General features: G+C 71.6%; 17 protein-coding genes. 6 read left to right on the top strand and 11 right to left on the bottom strand.

From position 1 onward, the window contains the following. Positions 1-85: 85 nt before the first annotated feature. The 3 genes from pfkB to OG897_RS04080 form a co-directional block, all read right to left on the bottom strand. Positions 86-1,033 (bottom strand): 1-phosphofructokinase, encoded by a 948-nt coding sequence (pfkB, locus tag OG897_RS04090; protein ID WP_266656558.1) that lies wholly within the window; start codon positions 1,031-1,033, stop codon positions 86-88. A gap of 49 nt (positions 1,034-1,082) precedes the next feature. Next, the gene (locus OG897_RS04085) at positions 1,083-1,844 is read right to left on the bottom strand and encodes a DeoR/GlpR family DNA-binding transcription regulator (protein ID WP_266652964.1); all 762 of its coding nucleotides are present in this window, start codon (positions 1,842-1,844) and stop codon (positions 1,083-1,085) included. Positions 1,845-2,056: 212 nt separating this feature from the next. Next, the gene (locus OG897_RS04080; RefSeq protein WP_266652963.1) at positions 2,057-3,670 is read right to left on the bottom strand and encodes an MFS transporter; all 1,614 of its coding nucleotides are present in this window, start codon (positions 3,668-3,670) and stop codon (positions 2,057-2,059) included. Positions 3,671-3,733: 63 nt separating this feature from the next. Here OG897_RS04080 and OG897_RS04075 point away from each other — a divergent pair, with 63 nt between their 5' ends. Next, entirely contained in the window at positions 3,734-4,717 is a 984-nt protein-coding gene (locus OG897_RS04075) for a YafY family protein (RefSeq protein ID WP_266652962.1), read from the top strand. Positions 4,718-5,001: 284 nt separating this feature from the next. Here the strand turns inward: OG897_RS04075 and OG897_RS04070 are convergent, their stop codons facing one another. Continuing rightward, positions 5,002-6,000 (bottom strand): RNA polymerase sigma factor RpoD/SigA, encoded by a 999-nt coding sequence (locus tag OG897_RS04070; RefSeq protein ID WP_266652961.1) that lies wholly within the window; start codon positions 5,998-6,000, stop codon positions 5,002-5,004. Between the two features lie 505 nt (positions 6,001-6,505). On the opposite strand from OG897_RS04070, the gene OG897_RS04065 reads away from it, so the two are divergent. Beyond that, positions 6,506-7,528, top strand: coding sequence for a questin oxidase family protein (locus OG897_RS04065; protein ID WP_266652960.1), 1,023 nt, complete (start codon positions 6,506-6,508; stop codon positions 7,526-7,528). 13 nt (positions 7,529-7,541) lie between these two features. Here OG897_RS04065 and OG897_RS04060 read toward each other — a convergent pair whose 3' ends face one another. Continuing rightward, positions 7,542-8,324: a dioxygenase gene (locus tag OG897_RS04060; RefSeq protein ID WP_266652959.1), complete on the bottom strand. Its 783-nt coding sequence runs from the start codon at positions 8,322-8,324 to the stop codon at positions 7,542-7,544. A 151-nt stretch (positions 8,325-8,475) separates the two neighbouring features. Here OG897_RS04060 and OG897_RS04055 point away from each other — a divergent pair, with 151 nt between their 5' ends. Then, positions 8,476-9,006 carry a MarR family winged helix-turn-helix transcriptional regulator gene (locus OG897_RS04055; protein WP_266656556.1) on the top strand — a complete coding sequence of 177 codons (531 nt, stop codon included), beginning with the start codon at positions 8,476-8,478 and terminating at the stop codon, positions 9,004-9,006. 105 nt (positions 9,007-9,111) lie between these two features. Here the strand turns inward: OG897_RS04055 and OG897_RS04050 are convergent, their stop codons facing one another. Together OG897_RS04050 and OG897_RS04045 are read right to left on the bottom strand one after the other, a co-directional pair. Continuing rightward, positions 9,112-10,647 carry an MFS transporter gene (locus tag OG897_RS04050; protein WP_266652957.1) on the bottom strand — a complete coding sequence of 512 codons (1,536 nt, stop codon included), beginning with the start codon at positions 10,645-10,647 and terminating at the stop codon, positions 9,112-9,114. Positions 10,648-10,737: 90 nt separating this feature from the next. Further along, positions 10,738-11,406 (bottom strand): TetR/AcrR family transcriptional regulator, encoded by a 669-nt coding sequence (locus tag OG897_RS04045; protein WP_266652955.1) that lies wholly within the window; start codon positions 11,404-11,406, stop codon positions 10,738-10,740. A gap of 302 nt (positions 11,407-11,708) precedes the next feature. Here OG897_RS04045 and OG897_RS04040 point away from each other — a divergent pair, with 302 nt between their 5' ends. Beyond that, positions 11,709-13,088, top strand: coding sequence for a M6 family metalloprotease domain-containing protein (locus OG897_RS04040; protein ID WP_266656554.1), 1,380 nt, complete (start codon positions 11,709-11,711; stop codon positions 13,086-13,088). 92 nt (positions 13,089-13,180) lie between these two features. Here the strand turns inward: OG897_RS04040 and OG897_RS04035 are convergent, their stop codons facing one another. Both OG897_RS04035 and OG897_RS04030 read right to left on the bottom strand, forming a co-directional pair. Further along, a complete protein-coding gene (locus tag OG897_RS04035) occupies positions 13,181-15,253 on the bottom strand; it encodes a PIG-L family deacetylase (RefSeq protein ID WP_266652953.1) in 2,073 nt (690 codons plus the stop codon). A 123-nt stretch (positions 15,254-15,376) separates the two neighbouring features. Then, positions 15,377-17,098, bottom strand: coding sequence for a stealth family protein (locus tag OG897_RS04030; RefSeq protein WP_266656552.1), 1,722 nt, complete (start codon positions 17,096-17,098; stop codon positions 15,377-15,379). 559 nt (positions 17,099-17,657) lie between these two features. On the opposite strand from OG897_RS04030, the gene OG897_RS04025 reads away from it, so the two are divergent. Then, positions 17,658-18,743 carry a hypothetical protein gene (locus OG897_RS04025; protein ID WP_266652951.1) on the top strand — a complete coding sequence of 362 codons (1,086 nt, stop codon included), beginning with the start codon at positions 17,658-17,660 and terminating at the stop codon, positions 18,741-18,743. Beyond that, positions 18,743-21,652 (top strand): stealth conserved region 3 domain-containing protein, encoded by a 2,910-nt coding sequence (locus OG897_RS04020; RefSeq protein WP_266652949.1) that lies wholly within the window; start codon positions 18,743-18,745, stop codon positions 21,650-21,652. The genes OG897_RS04025 and OG897_RS04020 overlap by 1 nt, the downstream gene beginning before the upstream one ends. Before the next feature lie 150 nt (positions 21,653-21,802). Here OG897_RS04020 and OG897_RS04015 read toward each other — a convergent pair whose 3' ends face one another. Together OG897_RS04015 and OG897_RS04010 are read right to left on the bottom strand one after the other, a co-directional pair. After that, complete coding sequence (locus OG897_RS04015; RefSeq protein ID WP_266652947.1) at positions 21,803-22,279, bottom strand: hypothetical protein; 477 nt, start codon at positions 22,277-22,279, stop codon at positions 21,803-21,805. Between the two features lie 77 nt (positions 22,280-22,356). Next, complete coding sequence (locus OG897_RS04010) at positions 22,357-22,680, bottom strand: helix-turn-helix domain-containing protein (protein ID WP_266652945.1); 324 nt, start codon at positions 22,678-22,680, stop codon at positions 22,357-22,359. Positions 22,681-22,881 lie beyond the last annotated feature (201 nt).

Here is a 22,881-nt window from a genome sequence, read left to right as displayed (position 1 = left end):
CGCGGGCTCCTTTGCACGGATGCGGGAAGGGGGGCGGCAGGCTGCGGGAAGTCGTGGTGGCCGTGGTGGCCGTGGTGCGGGCCGGTCATGTCGTGGGCTCCGTCAGGACGCGGTCCAGCGGGACGTCCGCCGTCACGGTCACCGCAGCCGGGTCCAGGTCCGCCGGGGTCGGCATCACACTGCCCGGCAGCCGTACCGCCGCCGCGCCGTGCGCCACCGCCGAAGCGAGGGCCTCGGGCCCCTCGCCCCCCGCCGTCAGGAACCCGGCGAGCGAGGCGTCCCCCGCCCCGACGTTGCTCCGTACGACATCGACCTTGGCCGAGCCGAACCAGGTGCCGGACTCCGTCACCAGGAGCTGCCCGTCGGCGCCCAGGCTGGCGAGCACCGACCGTGCGCCCAGCGCGCGCAGCGCCTGGGCCGCGTCGACCGCGTCGCCGACCGTCGTGAGCGGTCGCTCGACGGCTTCGGCGAGCTCTTCGGCGTTCGGCTTGACCACGTCCGGCCGCTCGCGCAGTGCGGCGAGCAGCGAAGGCCCTGAGGTGTCGAGCGCGATCCTGGCCCCCGCCTGGTGCGCGCGTGCCACCAGGTCGGCGTACCACTCGGGCGCGAGGCCGCGCGGGAGGCTGCCGCAGCAGGCGATCCAGCCGGCGGCGGCGGAGTGCTCGCGCACCGTGGCGAGCAGCGCCTCGGACTCCGCGGCGGTCAGCTCGGGACCCGCCGCGTTGATCTTGGTGAGGGCGCCGTCGGGCTCGGCGACGGAGATGTTGGAACGGGTCTGTCCCGCCACCGGCACAGGGGCGACCGCGATGCCCTCCGCGCGCAGGAGTTCCGCGACGAGGGCGCCGGGGGCGCCGCCCAGGGGAAGCACGGCGAGGGTGTCGTGTCCGGCGGCGGCGACCGCGCGCGAGACGTTGACGCCCTTGCCGCCGGGGTCCATCCGGTCGGAGGTGGCCCGCAGCACTTCACCCCGCGTCAGGGAGGGGACTTCGTAGGTGCGGTCCAGGCTGGGGTTGGGGGTGACGGTCAGGATCATCGGGCGCGCACTCGTTTCAGACATGGTTCAGACCCGTTTCAGACATGGTTCAGACCCGCTGTACTTCGGTTCCGGCCGCCTCGATGGCGGCTGCGTCCTCGGGGCTGAGCCCGGAGTCGGTGATCAGCAGGTCCACGTCCGCGAGGTCCCCGAACCGCGCGAAGTGCTCCTGCCCGTGCTTGGCGGAGTCGGCGAGCAGCACGACCCGGCGGGCCGCCGCGATCACCGCCCGCTTCACTGCCGCTTCGGCGAGGTCGGGGGTGGTCAGGCCGTGCCGTACGGAGAAGCCGTTGGCCCCGACGAAGACGACGTCGGCGCGGATCTCGCCGTACGCCCGCAGCGCCCAGGCGTCCACGGCGGCGCGCGTACGGTGCCGGACCCGGCCGCCGACCAGGTGGAGGTCTATCCCCGGGTGGTCGGCGAGGCGGGTCGCGACCGGCAGGGAGTGGGTGACGACGGTCAGGTCGCACTCCAGCGGGAAGAGCGCGGCGAGCCGGGCGGCCGTCGTGCCGGCGTCCAGGACGACGCTGCCCTCGGTGGGCAGTTCGGCGGCGGCGGCCCGGGCGATGCGGTCCTTCTCGTCGGCTGCGGTGGCTTCGCGCTCGGCGAGGTCGGGCTCGAAGTCGAGCCGTCCGACGGGGATCGCGCCGCCGTGCACGCGGCGCAGCAGCCCGGCCCGGTCGAGGGCCTTGAGGTCGCGGCGTACGGTCTCGGCGGTGACCTGGAAGGTGTCGGCCAGGGACAGCACGTCGACGCGTCCGCCCTCACGGGCGAGACGGAGGATCTCCTGCTGGCGTTCCGGTGCGTACATAGGGGTTTACGTCCGTTCGATGCCCGAACCTGTGGTTTCCCTGGCAGCGTACGCCCGAACGTCAGGGCAAGTAAACACATCCGGACCCAATCCGGGCATGAACGGACTTTGGTCCCGGTGGAAAGGGTCCGCCGGACACCCCCCGGACACACGAGAAGCCCGCAGGGTCCAAGGACCCTGCGGGCTTCTCGCCGCACTCCCGCCGCAGCCGGTCAGACCGTCAGAGCGGGCTCCTTCCGCATACCGTCCTGCTCACCGGCACCGAGGTCACCGGAGTCCTCCCCCGGGGACGCCTCCGGTGCCTCGTGTCCCGCCGTCTTCTTCGGGAGCGCGAACATCAGCAGGAAGATCACCATCAGTACGCCGACGACCCAGCCCAGCGCGCTCTGGAAGGCGTCCACGTACGCGGGCCCGATCGCGCTCTTCGCGCCCTTCGCCAGTTCCATCTTGGTGTCGATGACCCCGAAGAAGACCACGGACACCAGGCCGATGCCGAACGCGTTGCCGGTCTGGCCGGTCGTGTTGATCAGGCCCGAGGCCGAGCCCGCGTGCTCCTTGGGCACCTCGGACAGCACCGCGTCCGTCAAAGGCGCGACGATCAGTCCCATGCCGAGGCCCATGACGATCAGCGGCAGCGCCATCTGCCAGGAGGAGATCTGCGCACCGAAGTGGTTGGCCTCCCAGATGTAGAGCAGGAGTCCCGTCGCCATGGTCAGCGCGCCCGCCTGGAGCACCTTGCGCCCGAAGCGCGGTACCAGCTTCTGCACGGAGATGCCCGCCGCCACCGAGACGGCGATCGAGAACGGGATGCCGGTGACGCCCGCCCGCAGCGCGCTCCAGCCGAGGCCGATCTGCATGTACAGCGTCCACACCATGAAGAAGATGCCGCTGAAGACACCGAAGGTCAGCTGTACGGCGATGCCCGCCGCGAAGCTCTTCACCTTGAACAGCGACAGCTCCACCAGCGGCGACCCGTCACGGCGGGTCTTCCACCGCTCGTACACCACGAACAGGACCAGGATCACCAGGCTGCCCGCCATCGACAGGTAGCCCCACAGCGGCCAGTCCAGCTCGCGGCCCCGGGTCAGCGGGTAGATCAGCGCGAGCAGACCCAGCACGACCAGGGCGACACCCGGCAGGTCCAGCTTCAGCGCGCGCGGTGCCTTGGACTCCGTGATGAACTTGCTGCCCAGGATCAGACCCGCGATGCCGACGGGCAGGTTGATCAGGAAGATCGGACGCCATTCGAGGCCGAAGAGGTTCCACTCGGTGAGCAGCGCGCCCAGCAGCGGCCCGGTCACCGCGCCGAGGCCGACGATCGCGCCGAACAGTCCGAAGACCTTGCCCCGCTCGTGGGCGGGGAAGGTGGCGTGCACGATCGAGAGGACCTGCGGGACCATCAGCGCCGCCGTCGCGCCCTGGAGGATGCGGGAGGCGACCAGGACGTCCGGGTTCGCGGCGAAGCCGCAGAGCGCGGAGGCGACGGTGAAGCCGCCCATGCCGATGAGGAACAGCCGCTTGCGGCCGTAGATGTCGCCGAGCCTGCCGCCCGTGATGAGCCCCGCCGCGAACGCGAGCGCGTAACCGGCGGTGATCCACTGGATGGCACTGAAGGTCGCACCCAGACTGCCCTGGATGCTGGGGATGGCGATGTTGACGATGGTGACGTCGACCAGGTCCATGAAGGCGGCGGTCATCACGATGGCGAGCGCGAACCAGCGACGGCGGTCCCCGGGGGCGGGCGCTTCGGCGGCAGGTGCTGTCACGGGTGCTGCGGCGGATATCGGAGACGCTGCGGGAGTCCCCGACGGGGGTGCTGATGTCATGTCGAAGACGTTAGTCCCGATGTAGGTCACACTGTGTCCCACATCGCGCGCATCCTTGGTGTTATGACCGACACACCGGCACGGCTGCTGCAATTGCTCTCGCTGCTCCAGACGCCCCGTGAATGGCCGGGCAGCGAACTCGCCGACCGTCTCGACGTCTCCCGCCGGACGGTACGCAGGGACATCGACCGGCTCCGCGACCTGGGGTACCCGGTGCAGGCGACGATGGGCGCGGAGGGCGGGTACCGCCTGGTCGCGGGCAAGGCGATGCCTCCCCTGGTGCTGGACGACGAGGAGGCGGTGGCCATCGCGGTGGGCCTGCGGGCAGGTGCCGGGCACGCCGTCGAGGGCATCGAGGAGGCGTCGGTGCGGGCGCTCGCCAAGCTGGAGCAGGTGCTGCCGTCGAGGCTGCGCCACCAGGTCTCGGTGCTCCAGGCCGCGACGATCCCGCTGACCAGCGGCGACGGGGCGAGCATCGATCCGCAGACGCTGACGGTGATGGCGGGGGCGGCGGCCGGGCAGGAGCGGCTGCGGTTCGCCTACCGATCCGGCGACGGCACCGACTCCAAGCGCCTCGTCGAGCCGCACCGGCTGGTCAGCACGGGACGCCGCTGGTACCTGGTCGCGTACGACATCGACCGCGAGGACTGGCGGACGTTCCGGGTGGACCGGGTGAGCGAGCCGTTCGCGACGGGGGCCCGATTCGTGCCGAGGGGGCTGCCGACGGGGAACGCGGCGGACTTCCTGCGGCAGTCGATGAAAGCACTCGGCGGGATCGGCCGGAACGAGCCGTTCCGGCTGGTGGCCGCCTTCGACGCGCCCGCCGCCTTCGTCGCGGCGAGGCTGCCCGTGTCGATGGGGGTCCCGGTCGCCACGGGCGAGAACACCTGTCGTCTGGAGGCCGAACTGGGCGACTCGCTGGAGTGGGTGGGGGTCCGGCTGGCCATGGTGGACTGCGAGTTCAGGGTCGAGGAGCCGCCCGCCCTGGTGGAGTACCTGGCGTCGCTGGGCGCTCGCATCGCGCGGGCGACCAGCGCCTGCACGTAGCCCTGCTGGCCTGCTTGGACTGCTCGGCCTGCTTGGACTGCTCGGCCTGCTGGCCTGCTTGGTGGGGAGCCCCGGCGCTCGGGGGGAGATGCGCCGGGGCTTCGTCCCGGGAAGGACCCGGCGGCCGGGGTGGGTGGTGGCCGCCGCGTCGTGGTCTGTGCCGTACGGCCGCGAGGCCGTACGGGTGGGGTCGTACGCGTGACGTCCGCCGTACGGGGGGGCGTCGTACGCGTGACGCCGTACGGGGGCGAACGCATGAGGCCGTACGGGGGGGGAGGTCGTACCTACGCCGCCGCGTCGAAGCCCGTGTCGTGGGCCATCTTCTTGAGCTCCAGCAGGGCGTGCTTCTCGATCTGGCGGATGCGCTCGCGGGTCAGCCCGTGTTCCTTGCCGACCTCGGTGAGCGTGCGCTCCCGGCCGTCCTCGATGCCGTACCGCATGCGGATGATCGAGGCCGTGCGCTGGTCGAGCTTGCCTATGAGGTCTTCCAGCTCCTCGCTGCGCAGCATGGAGAGCACCGACTGCTCGGGCGACACCGCCGAGGTGTCCTCCAGCAGGTCGCCGAACTGGGTCTCGCCGCCGTCGTCGACCGGCATGTTCAGCGAGACCGGGTCGCGCGCCCAGTCGAGCACGTCGCTGACGCGCTGCGTCTTGGTGTCGAGCTCCTTGGCGATCTCCTCGTGCTCGGGATCGCGGCCGTTCTCACGGTTGAACTCGCGCTGCACGCGCCGGATGCGGCCCAGCTCCTCCACCAGGTGGACGGGCAGGCGGATGGTGCGGGACTGGTCGGCGATCGAGCGGGTGATGGCCTGCCGGATCCACCATGTCGCGTACGTGGAGAACTTGAAGCCCTTCGCGTAGTCGAACTTCTCGACCGCGCGGACCAGGCCCGCGTTCCCCTCCTGGATGAGGTCGAGCAGCGGCAGACCACTGCGGGGGTACCGGCGGGCGACCGCCACGACCAGACGCAGGTTGGACCGGATGAACAGGTCCTTGGCCCGCTCCCCGGCCTCGTAGAGCGCCTCCAGCTCCTCTCGGGAAGCGGCGTCGGCCCCCTTCGAGTCCTCCACCTCGCCGTCGAGTATCTGGCGTGCGTACACACCGGCCTCGATGGTCTGGGACAGCTCGACCTCCTTGGCGGCGTCGAGCAGGGGCGTCCGTGCTATCTCGTCGAGGTACATGCCGACCAGGTCGCGGTCGGCGATCTCCCCGCCTACGGCGCGAACGCTGCTGGCCCTGGTCGATCCGGTCGAGGACCGACGGGCGACGGCACGGGTTGCCATGCTGGTGCTCCCTTGCGTGTGTAGGTCGCGTGTGGTGTGGCTGTGGCTGCCGGGACTCCTCTCGGGTTCCCTGCTTCCAAAAGAACCAACGGCTGGAATCCGGACAGAATTCCCCTCACCCGCACTCAATTTCGTGATCTTGCAGTACCCTGTCGCCCCGCAGGCGCGGAAACTTGGCCCAAACCACCACAGAAGTGCAGGTCAGAGCGGGTGTGGGAGTCGATTCCGCCGAGCCCACCGACCCTTACGCCCACTTCACCAGTGAGACGTCGATCACCCTGGGTGCCACCCTTTTCACCCCGGGGCGACCGCTCTCCCCTCCCAAGACGTCTCCCACCTGCCGGAGGTTGCTCCCGATGTCCAAAATGCCGGAGTCCCGCCTTCAGGGCTCCACCCCTTCCGGGGCGGGGCCGGGGCCGGGGCCGCAGGCCCAGTGGCCGTCCGCCCCGCGGACTAGGTCCCGCGCCCGTTACGGATCGTGGCGGGCGCACCTACTGTCCGGCGCATGGACACCACCGGGATCTACGACGAAGCCCTGACCCGCCTGCACTCCTTCGGGCCGGAGCGGCTCGGACGGCTCACCAATCACGCGCCGATGGCCGTCGAGGCGCTCGCCGCGCGGGGGCAGGCGGGGGCCGTGCACCGCTGGCTCGATGTGTACCGGGACAAGCTGGAGGACTTCCCCGGTACCCACGCGCGCGTGACGGACGGCGACTGGGCCGAGGCGCTCGGCGATCCGCGCCGGGCGGCCGACTGGATCGCGTACTTCGAACGGCTCCTCGCCGAGCGGCCCTGGCGCGACGTACTCGCCCAGTGGTGGCCCCGGCTGCTGCCGGGCATGTACGGCGGCTCCACCCATCCGGTGATCCGGGTGGGGCACGCGGCGCGCGCCCTGCTGGAGGGCGGCGAGGAGCGCGCGCCCCGGCTGACCGAGCTGGCGCACGGGCTCGGCTACTGGGCCGCCCGCCACCGCGTCGCCCCCGAGGTGGAGCCGGTGCCGGGGGCCGCGAGTGCCGCCGGGGCGCTGGATGCCGTACCGGCCATTGACGTACGGGAGGGGGGCTTTCCGCAGCGGCTGGAGCGGGTGTCCCGGCTGCCGGTGTGGGCGGCGGCTCCCGCGACGCCTCAGGAGGCGCACGCGAAGCTGACCGAGCTGGTGCGGGCAGCCGTGCACCGGTACGCCACGCACGGGCACGGCGAGGAGACCATGCTGGTGCACGCCTCCACCGCCCCGAACGCAGTACTGCGCGTGCTGCCCGCCCTGCCGCAGGCGCTGTGGACGCCCAGCCTGCACGCCGCCTGGACGGCTTCCGCCGCGGTGACAGCGATGTACGCGCCCGACGAGGCGATCGGCTACCAGGACAGGGCGCAGGGGCTGACGCCGGAGGAGGTGTTCGAGCGGGCCGCCGCGCACGGGGACGAGCACGTGGTCAAGTTCGCCGACACCGCACTGGACGTGGGCGACGAGCACGCCCTGTCGTCCGTCCTGTACGCGGTGGAGATCAGTGAGCCGCTGGTCGCCCCGTAGCCCCGCCGAGGGCTCAGCCGAACTGGAGCGAGCGCTTCGCCAGGCCCATCCAGAAGCCGTCGATGACGCTGCGACCGCCACCGAGCTCCCCCTCCGCAGCGCCCAGCGTCACGAACAGTGGCGCGAAGTGCTCCGTACGGGGGTGCGCGAGGCGGCCCGCCGGGGCCTTGTGCTCGAAGTCGAGCAGGGCGTCCACGTCTTGGGCGGCCAGCGCCCGCTGCCCCCAGTCGTCGAACTCGGCCGACCAGTTCGGCACACCAGGGCCGGTGTGCCGCAGTGCCGCCAGGTTGTGGGTGAAGAAGCCGCTGCCGACGATCAGTACGCCTTCGTCCCGCAGGGGTGCCAGCTTGCGCCCGACGTCCATGAGCTTCTGCGGGTCCAGCGTCGGCATCGATACCTGGAGGACGGGGATGTCCGCACCGGGAAACATCTCCACGAGAGGGACGTACGCTCCGTGGTCCAGCCCCCGATCGGGTACGTCCTGAACGGGCGTCCCCGCGCCCCGCAGGAGCTTGCGGACGGAGTCCGCCAGGGCCGGTGCGCCCGGGGCCCCGTAGCGGACCGCGTAGTAGTGCTCGGGGAAGCCCCAGAAGTCGTACACGAGCGGCACCGTCTCGGTGGCCCCGAGCGCCAGCGGCGCCTCCTCCCAGTGGGCGGAGACGACCAGAATGGCGGTGGGCCGGGGCAGCCCGGCCGACCAGGCCGCGAGTTCACCCGGCCAGACCGGGTCATCCGCCAGTGGCGGCGCGCCGTGACTGAGATAGAGGGCGGGCATGCGCTCCGAGGTGGCCACCATGGCGGATCTCCGGTCTGTTGGAACCTGCTTGTTTGAAGTTTCAAGCGATACCGCAAGAGCCTAGCGCGAGCTAGTTTAAGTTTCAATGAGAGGCTTTAGAGTGGAGCGCATGAGCAGCAAGAAGTCCGCGGCCCGCGAAGGGGCACCCGTGATGCCCGCCGTGCCCGCCTCATCCGCCGCACCTGCCGCCCCCACCGCCGAGCCGCGCTGGCTCAGCGACGAGGAACAGCGTGTCTGGCGCGCGTACATCCACGCCACCACACTCCTCGACGACACCCTTGACCGTCAGCTCCAGCGCGACGTGGGCATGCCGCACATGTACTACGGGCTGCTCGTGCAGCTCTCGCAGGCGCCGGGGCGCAAGCTGCGGATGACGGAGCTGGCGAAGCACGCGAAGATCACCCGTTCCCGGCTCTCGCACGCCGTCGCCCGGCTGGAGAAGAACGGCTGGGTGCTCCGCCAGGACTGTCCCTCCGACAGGCGCGGCCAGAACGCCTTCCTCACGGACGAGGGTTTCGAGGTCCTCAAGGAGGCCGCGCCGGGACACGTGTCACTCGTACGAAAAGCCATTTTCGACCGGCTCAGCGAGGAACAGGTGCGTCAGCTCGGCGAGATCATGTGCGTCATCGCCGACGGCCTGGAGCCGACCGGCACGGGCGCGGATCTGCCCTGGCTCCGCTGACCGTCACATCAGCGGAACCAGGGCAGGGTTCACAGGGGGCGCCGAAGGGATGCCCGAGAAGGGCTTCCGTCAGTGCTTCTGTCGGGGCTTCCGTCAGTGCTTCCGTCAGTGCGCGACCACGGGGATGCGCACCTCGTCCTCCGCGCCCTGACCGTCGCCGGAGGACGCCGACGTGGTGTCCGGACGCCCCGTGGTGATCAGGGCGAACGCGATACCGGCGGAGACGACCAGGATGCCGACCGCCCACCAGATGGCGCTGGCGTAGCCGTGCACCATGGCCTGCGCCTGGAGCAGCTGCTCGTTGGTGGCACCGGCCGCGTTCGCCGCGATGTACGCCGTGGTGGCGCTCGCCGCGATGGTGTTCAGCAGGGCGGTGCCGATCGCGCCGCCCACCTGCTGCGAGGTGTTCACCATGGCGGACGCGACACCGGCGTCCCGCGCCTCGACGCCGTGCGTGGCGAGCGACATGGCGGGCATGAACGCCGTACCCATGCCGAGGCCGAGCAGCAGCTGCGCGGGCAGGATCAGACCGGCGTACGAGGAGCCGATCTCCAGCTGGGTCAGGAGCAGCATGCCGAGGGCGGCGACCAGGAAGCCGGGGCCCATCAGCAGGCGCGGCGGCACCCGGGTCATCAGGCGGGCGCCGATCTGGGTGGAGCCCGTGATCATGCCCGCGATCATCGGCAGGAAGGCGAAGCCGGTCATGACGGGCGAGTAGCCCTTCACGATCTGGAGGTAGTACGTGAGGAACAGGAACAGGCCGAACATCGAGATGACGGCGAGGCCCAGCGAGGCGTAGACGCCGCCGCGGTTGCGCTCCAGCAGGACGCGCAGGGGCAGCAGCGGGTGCTTCACCCGTGCCTCGACGGCCACGAAGGCGGCCAGCAGGACGATCGCCGCGACGAACAGGCCCAGGGTCGACCCGGCCAGCCAGCCGTCGCCCTCGGCGCGCGTGAAGCCGTACACCAGGGCCACCAGGCCGAGGGTGGAGAGCACCACGCCGGGGATGTCGAGCGGGGCGCGGTTGCGGCCGCCCGCGGGCTCACGGATGAAGAGGTACGCACCCAGGGCGGCGACCACCGCGAAGGGGATGTTGACGAAGAAGGTCCAGCGCCAGTTCAGGTACTCGGTGAGGAAGCCGCCCAGGATCAGGCCGACCGCACCGCCACCGCCGGCGATCGCGCCGAAGATGCCGAACGCCTTGGCGCGCTCCTTCATGTCGGTGAACGTCACCGCCAGGAGCGAGAGCGCGGCGGGCGCCAGGAGGGCGCCGAAGACGCCCTGGAGGGCGCGCGAGCCGAGCATCATGGCCTCGCTCGTCGCCGCGCCGCCGAGGGCGGAGGCGGCGGCGAAGCCGATCAGGCCGACGAGGAAGGTGCGCTTGCGGCCCCACAGGTCGGCGATGCGTCCGCCGAAGAGCAGCAGACCGCCGAAGGCGAGCGCGTAGGCGGTGATGACCCATTGCCGGTTGGCGTCGGAGATGCCGAGGTCCTGCTGGGCGGACGGCAGCGCGATGTTCACGATCGTCGCGTCCAGGACCACCATCAGCTGGGCGAGCGCGATGAAGACGAGCGCCTTCCAGCGGTTGGGGTCGGGTATGGACTCGGCCGACAGGGAGGGGTTGAGGTCTGTTTTTGGCATGGGAGTAGCCACCTAGGGGTGCGAAAAGGCAGGAAACGGGCGTGAGCCGCGCTGGTGTGTGGAGTTAGCTACGAGGGGCCTGGTGGCCGGTCACTGGGGTCGGCGGAGGTCTTCCAGGGTCGCCGCGCTGCCCGGCAGTTCGGAGCGTGCGGGCGCTTCTAGCCCGTCGAGGAACAGCTGCAGATGACGGTGGACGAACTGGTCGAAGTTCACGCAGGCGCTGCCGGGCAGCGGGCGGGTGAGCTGGGAGAGCGCCACCATGAGGTCTCCGACGGCGACGTCGGCGCGGAGACGACCGGCCTTGCGGGCCCGGCCCATGAGGTCCTCGACCGCCATTTCGAGACGCTCGCTTCCGGCGAGGAGGTCCGCGTGGTTCTTGTCGAAGCCCTCGGACAGCATGGGGCACAGAGCCCCGATCCGCTCGTCGGCGGCCTCGTGCACGAAGCGGCGCAAGGCCCCGAAGGCGTCTCCGCGCTCCTCCGCGACGTCGAGGACGGCTTCCTCGGCGCGCTCGGCGACCCGGGACAGCACGGACAGCACGACGTCGTGGATGAGGTCCTTACGGTCCGGAAAGTGCCGGTAGAGGGTGGCGTTGCCGATCACCGCGCGGCGGGCGATCTCGTCGAGCGGGACGTCAGGACCGTGCTCGACGAACATCTCGCGGGCCGCCGCGACGATCCGCTCCCTGTTGCGCAGGGCGTCCGCGCGCGGACGCGGGACGCGGCTGCGCGCGGCGGGTGCTTCGGTTCCGCTCGACACGGCGGATCTCCTTCTGCTGAGGACTTCTCGCAAAAACGGGGAACGCTTCCCCACTTCCTGCGGACACAGTTCCAAACGGGGAAGCAGTCCCCGGTTATTTCCGCATCGCCATGTGACCTGAGTCACACGTCAACCCACCTTCGGCCCACCCAGCGAGCGCCCCCGCACCCTCCGCCGGAGGGTGGGCAAACAGGAGCAGTCGGGACTGTCCGTGACAGAACGGGCAGGGCTGCATGGAGCGGAAGGCGATTCCCATGCAGCAGCCGCGCCCCCGCCCCGGCATACCCGGCGGCCCCCTCCCCATGGGCGGCAGCTCCACGGGCGGCCGCCACGCCGACGGCCGCCACCCCCGCAGGGCCCCGCGCCGCGCGCTCACCCTCGCCGCCCTGGCGGCCCTCGCCCTCGCCGCCGTGACGTCCGCGAGCACCCCCCTGGCGGACCCCGGCCGGGCCTCCTCGGGACCGGCCGGAAAACTCCGCGCGGGCGAGGCGGGGGCCGTCGTACACACGCGGTCGCAGCCCGAGGGGCCGCCCGGCTCCCCCGAGGCCGCCGAGGCCGCCGCGCAGCCGTGCCGGATCGCGGGCACCCGGGGCGTGCAGATGTCCGAGGGCATGCCCACCCCGTCCGGATACACCCGCTCGACCGGCGAGGTCCGCGCCCTCAACCTGATGATCGACTTCTCGGACGCACCGGGACAGGGACGCGCCCTCGACCGTTTCCAGGAGTTCGCCCCGCAGACCGCCGCCTGGTTCGAGACCAGCAGTTACGGGCGGCTGCGGTACACCCCCCGGGCGCCGATCACCGACTGGCTGCGGATGCCGCTGCCGTTCGCCGGGTACGGGATAGAGCGCGGGGCGCCCTTCGAGCCCGGCTACCAGCAGCTCGTACAGGACATCGTCGCCATGGCGGACCCTCAGGTGGACTTCTCCGCCTACGACTTGGTGAACATCCTGGTCACCCCGAACGCGGGCCCCTCCGCCCTGGAGACCGTCCTGTCGGTGACCTTCTCCGGCAACCACGAGGCCCCCGTCGCGGACGGCGTCCCGCTCGCCAACACCTCGTTCGTCTACAGCCGCCAGGACGACGGCTCCGGTTCGTACGCGGAGACGGGCTTCCGGGTGCTCCCCCACGAGAACGGCCACGTCTTCGGACTGCCCGACCTCTACACCAGCGACGGCGGGGCGTCCGTCGGGCACTGGGACATCATGTCCGAGGACTGGGGGGCCAACAACGACCTCCTGGGCTGGCACAAGTGGAAGCTGGGCTGGCTGGACGCCCGCCAGATCGGGTGCGCCGTCGGCCCCGGGCCCACCGAGCTGACCCTGGCCCCGCTGGCCTCGCCCACCGGCGGCCGCAAGCTCGCGTTCGTGCCGCTCAGCGACACGTCGGGGTACGCGGTCGAGGTGCGCACCCGCGCCGGGAACGACGAGGCGGTCTGCAAGCCGGGGGTGCTGATCTACCGGGTGGACGCCGACGTGGACACCGGCCAGGGTCCCATCACCGTCGCCGACAGCGAACGCGACAGCGGCGGCTGCACCCGCCGCCCCAACGTCCACCTGGAGCTCTCCGACGCCCCCTACGAACCCGGTACGTCCTTCACCGACAGGGAGCGCCGGGTACGCATCGACGTCCTCGACCAGGACGAGTCGGGGAACCACCGGGTGCGCATCACCCGGAAGTGAGCCCCTGTCACCTCAAGGACGGGTCACCTCAAGGACGGGTCACCTCAAGGACGGGTCGCCTCAAAGCCTCAAAGCCTCAAGGACGGTGCGCGTCACGCGGAAGTGAGCCCCGGCACGAACACCGTCTGTAGCGTCGCGTCCGGCGCCACCCTGGCCAGCACCGTGCGCCCCGACGCGTCGGCCGCCAGCGCCGCGGCCCCCACCACCGTGCCGGTCACCGTGGACCAGCGCGGGACGTCGTCCGTGCCCAGGGTCGCCAGGCTGGTGCCACCGGCGTTGTTGCGGGCGGCGAGCAGGACACCGCCGCCCCGTTCGGCGTGCAGCGCGAGCGCCCCGTAGCCGCGGGCCACCAGCCCCGTACGCACCGGCCTCCACGCCCTCGCTCCGGCGGGCAGCCGGTGCGCCAGCGGCTCGGCGGAGCCTGCCGCGCGGTAGGCCAGCAGGAGTGAGCCGTCGGAGCACAGCAGGGCGGTCGGCGGGTCGGCCGGTGCCGGAAGCCCGGTCGCCGCGAACGTCACGGGTCCCTTGGCGTGCTCCTGCCGCCAGTGGTGCACCGTGCCTCGGCCACTGCCGAAGACGTGGACGCGCCCCGCCCCGTCGGTGACGGCGCACAGCCCCTCCTGGACCTCCGCGCCGCCCAGGTCCTGCCAGGCGCTCCAGCGCCCGTCGGTGCCGCGTCGGCGGCAGGAGACGCCCTTGGCCCAGTTCCGTACGAACAGCCAGGTCGTGCCGTCTCCTGCGGTCGCCACCACGGGCGTGCCCACGCGGCGGCCGTGCTCGGGGTCGTGCTCGGGGTTGCCGAGCGACACCCAGGCGCCGAACGGGCCGCCCGCGCGCTGCTGGGTGGTGGTGACGATCTCCCGGCGGTTGTGCCGGGCCTTCGCGCCCAGCTCCGCGATGCGCTCCGCGTACAGCTGCCAGCGCCCGTCCTTGCCGAGGGACGCCGTCAGCCCCGGCAGCAGGCCGTCGCCGCCCAGGAGCCGCGCCCTGGACCAGGTGCCGCCGTCGCGCCCCTCCTCCTGCCACATGGCGGCCTGTCCGGAGAGCACCGCGAAGGCGGTCAGCCGCCCGTCGGCGTCCAGGCGCACGCGCGGGGCCGCGGTGGGGTGCCGGTGCGAGGTGCGCTGCACCCAGCCGGTGCTCCGGGAGCGGTTGCGGCCGACGTCGTAGTCGCCGCACCCGGCGACGAAGTCGCAGCCCTCCGGGGTGCCTCCGTAGGTGTTCAGGACGGTGACCTTGCCGCTGACGGTGCGCCTCGGCAGGTTGTGCGGCCAGCGCTCGTTGAAGTAGCCGCGGTAGGAGACGACCGCACAGGGGGCTCCCTTGCGCCTCTTGAGGTGCTCGGCGAGAGCCGCCTGCGTGAACAGTGCGGTGGCGGTGTGGTCCGGGTGGTCCGAGTAACCGGGCTGGTCGTGGTGGACCCGGTGGTGGGCGTCGTGCACCTGCCGGTCCGGGTCGGTGTCCATCATCCGTACGAGCGTGGGCTCGTGGAGGTCCAGGAGGTGCACCAGCGCGTCGATCAGCGAGCGGCGCGTGACGGGGTGCGGGGCGGTCACGGGCGATCCCGTGCTCACCAGGGTGGCGGTGACGGCGTCCGGGTCCGCCCACAGGTGCGGCAGGCCCTGGCGGCGGGCCCGCCCGCCGGGGCCGCGCTGACGCACCCCCAGGAAGACGAGCTGGACGCCCTCGTGGCCGTCGAGGATGCTCGTCTCCACGGGCAGACCGCCGGGCAGCACAGTGGCCATGGACGTCCACGGGGCCCTCGCGTCGCCGGTCGCCATGAGCGCGTACGCCTGGCGCAGCCCCTGGCGGCGGGCGCCCGCGTAGGCGGCCACGTCGGGGCGCGGCGGGGGGCCGCCGGGGACCTTGTTCCGGCCGCCGCTCTCACCGCAGTTGACGTAGACGCTGACGACGGCGTCGTTGTCGTCCAGGGACTGCTGGACCTCGGGGTTCATGAAGTACAGGTCGTCGTCCGGGTGGGCGAGGACCTGGAGCACCCTGGTGCCGCTCCTGCCGTCGTCGTCGGGGTGCACGGCGGCGCGCGGCGCGGGCAGCTTCTCGTCGAGGGGGGACGGCGGTGCGCCGGTCTGCCGGGAGGTGCAGCCGACGGCGGTGGCGGCGACGAGACCGGCGACGACGGCACGACGGGAGGGCAGGGGGCGCACGGTGACTCTCTCGCGAAGGGGCCGGACCGGCCGAAGGGATGATTCAGATCGGCCCGGCCGAAGGCAACGGCTCAGCCGGACCGGCCGGAGGGACGATTCAGCCGGACCGGCTGAAGAAACGATTCAGCTCGACGGCAGCTCGTACCGGCCCGGCACTGGGAAGTAGCTCTCCAGGAACGGCCGCAGCAGGGCGTTGCTGCGCGCCAGGTCCGCCTCCGTGGACAGCGTGTCGTTGAGGCAGAACGCGCTCTTGTCGCGGTCCAGGAGCAGCCGGTCCAGGCGGTTGGCCGCGTTCGGCTTGGACACGTCGATGTACACGTACTCGATCTCGCTGGGCAGCGCGCGCCGGGTGTGGAACGCGTAGTAGTGGTACAGCGACGACGGGATGGCGATGTCGCTGCTGCTGCGGAAGCGCTGTGCGGCGGTCTCCCGGTGCTGTACGGCGAACTCCGTCTCGATCTCCGCGAGGACGCTGCGCGACAGTGCGTGCGGGACGTGCCGCATCTTGCCGACCGGGGTGGTGCCGAAGCGCTCCTCTATGAGGGCGCGGTTGTTCTTGCCCGCGATGGAGACGGGGACGTCGTCCGGACAGGGCGGCCCGAGGGGCACCAGCGCAGGCGACGGGAAGAACTTGGTGAGCCCGTTGGAGAGGAAGAAGTCCTTGGGAGTCGCCTCGTTGCCCAGAAAGACGTCGTCGTTGAAGTAGAGGAAGTGCTCGGCGAGCCCCTCGATGTGGTGCAACTGGCTCTCGATGGCGTGCGAGTTGAACGTCGGGAGCGCGGAGGGGTCGGCGAAGATCTCGCGGTGGCTGACGACGTTGAGGCCCGGCTGCGAGGTGTCCAGCCAGTCCGGCGTCTGGTCGTCGGTGACCAGGTGGATGGTGCGCACCCAGGGGGCGTACATCTCCAGCGAGCGCAGGGAGTAGCGCAGTTCCTCGTGGTCGGCGTACCGGGCGGCGTTGGCGGCCTCCTCGTGGTACGAGCTGCCGGAGACCGAGGCCCGGCGTTCCAGCCAGGCCGGGTCGGAGCCGTCCACCCAGGTGTAGACGACGTCGACGGGGAAGGTGACGTCGTCGGGGAGGACGGTGACGAACTCCTCACGGGTGCGCACCCTCACGGGCGACGCGTCGCGCGTCCCGTGGGGTGCGGTGAAGGTCGCGACGGGCACCTGGACCGCTTCGGCCACGACGGGCACCGACTCGGTGACGGCGTTGCGCCGGGGGGCGGTCAGCCGGTCGTCCGTCTCGCGCGTCCAGAACTCGATCTCGCATCCGCTCTCAGGACCGAGCACGAGGCGGCGGGTGGCGTCGGTGCGGTACCAGAACAGGTGCACGGAGGCGGCCTGCTCGTAGCGCCGCCAGCCCGCGCCCCGGTAGGCGGGGGCGACGCGCGGACTGTCCTCTCCGCCGTGCGCCCCGAAGTAGCCGGGGAGGTTGCGGCACAGCTCCTGGAGGGCTTCCAGGGCGCGGCCCCGGTCGACCGCGGAGACGGCGACCGTGGTGGTGCCGCCCTGACCGCCCTGGCCGCCCTGACTGCCCGTCGCGCAGCCCCGTACGCAGAAGTAGTCGATGTCCGCGCCCTCCAGGGCGGCCGTGACCGCCGCGAGGTTGGCTCTGCGGGCCGCCTGCGGGGAGAGCCGCTCCTCGGTGAAGGCGATGCGCGGGCGCCCCTCCACGGCGACGACGGAGCCGCCGGAGGAGGCGATCACGGGACGGTACTGGGCACCGAGGCGGGCGTTGCGGGCCTGCCGGACGCTCTGCACGACGGTGGCCGCGCTGACGGCCTTCTTGATGCCGCGGCGCATCTCGGGCGAGTACCGCCCTGCTATCGCCCTGCGCAGCCGCATGGGGGCCACCTTGCGGTACGCGGCGACCAGCGGGGATGCCTCGGTGTTGACGGCTCCGGCCGCACGCACCGCCACCGGAGTGTCAGGGGCAGCGGCGCGAGCACCGGGAACGACGGCACGTACGCCGGAGACCTCGGCCTGCTGCCCTGTCGCCTTCGCGTCCTCGATCTGCTTCATTACCCCTCGCCCACAACGGATGATCCAGGACCGGTTCGCCGACCCCTTCACCTAAACTTTACAAACGGAACAATCACGCCACTTACGTCGAGCTTCTGTCATCACTGAGGACAGAGGGAGTTCAAGGTGCGTTCGCTCCCCCGTCACGAAGTGGCGTTGATCACACCCCCGCCTTCCGGGAGTCGGCCGCACCCTGGGATTTGCCGCAGCACGCGAGCCCTTGGCACCATGCCGGGACCCGGACCGGCCAGCGGCCGAACAGAGAGATGGACATCACCGTGAGTGACGATTTCGCGAGTACGGCCCCCACCGGTGCCGCTCGTCGCCCGAGCACCCGCGCCGCCCTCCCGGACACCCGCGCGGCCCGTCGCCCGAGCTGCTCATGAACGACGCCCTGCTCTCCCAGGCGGTCAAGGCCGTCCACCGCGCCCGCCGCACCGCAGGCCGCGTCCGCCGCCGCGTAGAGCGGATCAACACCGTTCCCGCGCTGGGCGCCCGGGTCGGCTCCCGCCCCACGCTCGCCGCCGTACACCTCTCCCTGGTCTCCGGCCGCACCCTGAATCTGGCCGTCCGCTGCCCCGACCCGGGCACCCCTCTCGAGCACACCCGGCTCGTACTGGAGCACCGGGGACGGCGACAGAGCGTGACACTGGCACAGGAGTCGCACCCCGAGGGCCTGCTCCTCACCGCCACCGTCCCGCTGCGCCACGCGGAACACGACGCACCCGACCTGTCCGGCCCCCGCCTCTGTGACGGCGTGTGGAGGCTCACGGTCGTCACCACGGACCGCACCGGCCACGAGATGCGCTACGGCATCGCCGACCCCACCGGCGCGGCGCCCGAAGGCCCCACGCTGCCGCACTCCCCGAGCACCACCAGTGGTGCCCTGTTCCGCCCGGTCCGCTCGGTCGACGGGCACGCCATGATCAAGGTGTCCGGGCCCCGCGAACAGGCGGAACTGCTCGGCTTCGACCTGTACTGGGACCGGGTCACCGTGCAAGGACGCCTGCTGACGACCGCCACCCCGCACCACGCCTGGACGCTCGAAGCGGTACGCCGTGGAAGCTCGTCCGCGACCGTGCGCGTGACGCCCGACTGGGACGGCGACCGCTTCACCTTCGACGTACCCCTGGATGCCATGGCGCGCGGCGCGAAGTCGGCGCGCATGTGGGACTTCCAGCTCCAGCGGGGCCGCAGCCGGGCGAAGATCGGCCGCAGGCTCACCGACGTACGCAACCCCAAGAAGGTGCTCCGTACGCCCTTCCGCACCATCGCCACCCCGGCAGGCGCCCTGCTGCGCGTCCACGCGCACCTCTCCGCCGCAGGCACCTTCGCGGTGAACTGCGCCCCCCTGCCGAACCCGGCGCGCCCCGCAGACGCACACGCCGCCGCACATCCCGCCACCACCCGGCCCACCGACGCCGTACCGGCGCCGACGACCGCCCCCACGCCCGAGGAAACCGCCTGATGAAGATCACGTTCCTGCTCACCTGGGGCGACGAGATGGGCGGCACCGAGCTGGCCGTCTACACCCAGGCCGCCCACCTCGCACCCCGCCACGAGGTCGAGGTCCTCAGCGTCGTCAAAACCCGGGAGGAACCTTTCTTCCCCGCCGGCCGGGACGTCCCCCGCCGCTATCTCGTCGACCGCACGGGCCCGTACGCCCGCCCGGTCCGCGACCACGACCTCGACGAGAAGACCTGCCGCACCCTGGCCTCCCTCCCCAGCGAGCTGATCAAGCCCTCCTGGGAGCCCACCTTCGACCGGCTCACCGACATCGAGCTGACCCGTGCGCTCGGCTCCCTCGACAGCGACGTCGTCATCAGCACCTCCCCCGCCCTGATGGCGGCGGTCGCCGAGCTGGTGCCCTCCCGGGTCATCACGGTCAACCAGGAGCACCGCGCCTCCCAGCAGCGCGGCGCCGACGTCGAACCGCTCCTCGCGCTGGCCTGCCGCATCGACGCCCTGGTCGCGCTGACCGACCGTACGAAGGACTGGTTCGCCGACTCCCTCGGCCGCTCCGCCCCCGAACTGCACGCCATCCCCAACGCCGTGCCGGACGGCTTCCGCCCCCGTTCCGACCTCGGTAACAAGACCATCGTCATGGCGGCACGCCTGATGGCGGGCAAGCAGGTCGACCACGCCATCGAGGCGTTCGCCCAGATCGCCGACGAGCACCCCGGCTGGAAGCTGCGCATCCTGGGCGACGGCCCGCACGAGGTGCGGCTGCGCCGCCTCATCGAGGGCCTCGCCCTGCACGACCGGGTCGAACTCCTGGGCCGCAGCGCCAACATGGAGCAGGAGTGGGCCGCCGCCGGCCTCGCCGTCCAGTCCTCCCGCAGCGAGGCGTTCCCGCTGGTCCTCCTCGAAATGTTCGCCGCGGGCGTCCCCGTCGTCTCGTACGACGTCGTGACGGGACCCGCCGAGATCATCCGCCACGGCGTGGACGGCCTGCTCGTCCCCTCCGGCGACAAGGACGCCCTCGCCGTCGCGATGTCGAAGCTGATGGCCGACGACGAGATGCGCCGCGCGTACGGCCAGGCAGCCCGCGAGGGCGTCTACGAACGCTTCAGCTCCCACCGCGTCACGGCTCTCTGGGAAGACCTCTTCAGCCGCCTCGTGGCCCGCCGCGACGACCCCCGCCGCCTCGCCGAACGCGCCGACCGCACCGCGCACCGCATCGCCGCGGGCGGCAGCCGCAGCTTCACCCCGGCCGCCCCCGTCTCGATGCTCGCGGGCTCCGCCGACGAACAGAAGGCCCGCGAGGTACTCCTCCAGGCCCAGGACCGCACGGGCAAGCTCGTCCGCTCGGCGGGCCGCCTCGCCGAGGTCCGCGACGACGTCCTGGCCCCCCGGATGGCCGCCTGGAACCTCGAACTCGCCGCCGACGCCCTCACCGCCCACCAGGTGCCGTACGTCCTCCTGCGCGACGACTCCAGCTCCCACCGCATCGCCGTCGAGCTGGAACGCCGTACGGACGCCCTGGACGCCCTCGCCACCGCCCTGCACGGCAAGCCGGTCTACGCCGAACTGGTCGGCCCCAGCGGCACGGCCCCCGGCGCGGTGCTCGCGGAGCGCCTGCGCGAGGTCGGCGAGCCCGCGGGCGTACGGATCTTCAAGCCGGTCGCCAGCGAAAGCCGCTCGCTCCGCTACGGTCCCGCCTTCGGCTGCACCGTCGAGTTCTGGTCCCTCACCGACGAGGACGACGAACTCCCCGGCTGGCGCACGGCCCCCCGGGGCACCACCCTGCTGGGCCCCCGCCTCCCCCACCTCACCCCGGACGCGACCCTGCGCGTCGCCGACCGCGACCACCCCACCCTCGCGGCCTTCACCGAAAAACTCATGTGGGAAGTCGACTTCCCCATCGACGTCGTCTACACCTGGGTCGACGACTCCGACGAAGCCTGGCGCGCCCGCCGCGACTCCGCCAAACGCGCCGCGGGCCTCCTCCCGGACGAAACCGGGAACGCCTCTGACTCCCCCGAAGCCGACGCCGACGCGGGCGCGGGTGCCAACGCCGACGCTGACGCGGGTGACGTCCGCTTCCGCAACCGCGACGAACTCCGCTACTCCCTGCGCTCCCTCGCGATGTACGCCCCCTGGGTACGCACGATCTACCTGGTCACCGACGACCAGACCCCGGCCTGGCTGAACACCGAGCACCCGGGCGTCAAGGTCGTCCCCCACCGCGAGATCTTCGCCGACCCCACGGCCCTCCCCACCTTCAACTCCCATGCCATCGAGAGCCAGCTCCACCGCATCGAGGGCCTCTCCGAACACTTCCTCTACTTCAACGACGACGTCTTCCTGGGCCGCCCGGTCACCCCCCGCGACTTCTTCGCCAGCAACGGCCAGGCCCTCTTCTTCCGCTCCCCCACCGCCATCCCGCCCACCCCCTCCTCCCCCACCGACGAGGGCTACTTCGGCGCGGCGAAGAACAACCGCAACCTCCTCCACAGCGCCTTCGGCCGCACCGCCACCCACGGCTTCCTGCACACCCCGCACCCCCTGCGCCGCAGCGTCCTGGCGGAACTCACCGACCGCTTCCCCGCCGAAACCGCCGCCACCGCCCGCAGCCGCTTCCGCGCCCCCACGGACCTCTCCGTCGCGGCCTCCCTGCACCACCACTACGGCTACCTCACGGGCACCTCCGCCCCCGCCACGATCTCCTGCACCATGGTCAACGCGGGCTCCTACGATCACCACACCCGCCTCAGCCGCCTTCTCTCCGCCCGCAGCCACACCATCTTCTGCATCGGCGAATCCCCGACGGCCGAGGTCCCGCCCGAAGAACAGGACCGCGTGGTCCGCGCCTTCCTCGGCGCCTACTTCCCCGTCCCCTCCCCCTTCGAGCGAGCCCCCTCCTCCATCCGCTAACCTGTCCAGAGCCGCCCTCGGGGGCGGTGTCGCCTCCGTGGGCCTTGCGTAGAACTGAGTTTCCGCAGGTCAGCTCATGTGCAATATGGACGCCCTGGAACGCCCTCCGCCCCTTTCGGGAACGCGGGGGGCGTTTGTGCAGGTCACCGGCTACGGGCCGAGGGTGATCCAGCCGTCGGGGATCCAGCCGTCGATGTAGCCCTCGATGAAGGGTCCGAGTTCGGGGATGTCCTGTGCGGTGACGGCCTCGGCGACTGAGGTATGGGGCACCCATCTGATGCTGTGGTCCGTCACGCTGGGGCTGCCCTTGGGGAAGTGCGCGAAGAAGATGCGGGCTTCTCTGCGGGCGGCCGGTGCCGACCATGCGTGCGGCACCGGCGGTGGTGGTTCTACCCGGCCGATGACCTCGCCGAGCCGCAGGGTGCTGGCATGGAAGGTGCCCACGGTGATGCGCCGGACGGCTGCATCATAGGTTTCGCGCTCGCGCCGGCGAATGGACGGGAGCGCCAGCCGCCCGTCGGGTCCGGTGGGCAGCAGGGCGACATGATGGCGGGCGTCGAGGAGGATCAGGAGCGCTTCACGCCGCAACAGTGGTGCATACATGCTCATCGTGAAACTGTCGTCCACGATCCGGGGATGCACCCGGCAGGCGCGTCGCCCGGGTGAGAATCCGTCAGCAAGCACGAAGGGGACGCCCTTGGGGGTTACGCAGCGGGGGGTTTGACGGGCATGACGTCGGGGCCGGGCCAGAGCGGGAAGCCGAGGGCGACTTCGAGGCGGGCCAGCGTGCCGATGTCGGGCATGACCTTGCCGCTGCGGACCCGGCTGATGGTGGAGTGGGTAATGCCGGTGACTTCGGCGAGGGAGCGCAGGCTCTGGCCGGTGGCAGTCAGAGCGCGTTCGAGGTTGCGGGCGATGGCCTGTCCGTAGTGGGCGCCCGCAGGGGCGTCTTCCGTGAGGACGGCATACGGCCAGGCGCCTTCTGCGACGTATTCACACGGCACGCCGTCGTTACTGCTCCGGGGCATGCCGCGATCATCCCACGCACCCATGGGTCCACCTTGTCCGTCTCCGCGGGCCGAACCGCACCACCACACGCCTTTGGTGCAAGTATGGAACGTCGGTACGTCATCTCCGCAATGGCGCGCGGCCGTTCACCCGAAGGAAGCGCTGCCGGGCCGGGCGCTCCTTCCGGCCCCGATGGACGCTGCGGCGAAAGATGCAGGCAG

It is taken from the genome of Streptomyces sp. NBC_00237, assembly GCF_026342435.1.
Lineage (GTDB): Bacteria > Actinomycetota > Actinomycetes > Streptomycetales > Streptomycetaceae > Streptomyces.
Note: the sequence above shows the minus strand (reverse complement) of the source record. Positions and strands in the feature narration are given on the sequence as shown.